Raw genomic sequence first — 418 nt, 5'->3', positions numbered from 1 at the left:
GCCAGCGCGCGGCCTTTCAGCGTCAGCGGCACCAGCACCTCGAAATGCTGGGTCTCAATATCGCACCATAGCCGCTTGTAGGGTTCGTCGCCGACCGAGAAGTCATAGACGCCGAATCCGGCCTGGCAGGCTTCCTGGATGTTGTCGAAGAACAGGAAATCGCCGGGGCTCGTGAAGGCGAGATCGTCCTCGGCGATCGCGCCGAACTCGCAGATCAGGCGCTTGCCCGAGAGGCTCGATCCGGTGACGGCGCGCAGCTTGCCGGCGACTTCCAGGCCATGCAACACAAACGACGGTTTTCCCTCTGCCAGCGCTTCGGTGAACAGGGTGCGGAAGAAGGCGCGGACCTCCGGCTCGCCGAACACATTGGCGATGCCCATCTTGCGGAAGCGCACCTCCTTCATGTCGAGGAAGGCAT

General features: G+C 62.9%; 1 protein-coding gene. It reads right to left on the bottom strand.

Going from position 1 to position 418, the window contains the following annotated elements:
- Positions 1-418 (bottom strand): GNAT family N-acetyltransferase (locus EOA33_RS38505; protein ID WP_127407877.1); only part of this gene is annotated, 418 nt, incomplete at both ends.

This window comes from Mesorhizobium sp. M4A.F.Ca.ET.050.02.1.1 (genome assembly GCF_003997725.1).
In the GTDB taxonomy this organism is placed as follows: Bacteria; Pseudomonadota; Alphaproteobacteria; order Rhizobiales; family Rhizobiaceae; genus Mesorhizobium.
Note: the sequence above shows the minus strand (reverse complement) of the source record. Positions and strands in the feature narration are given on the sequence as shown.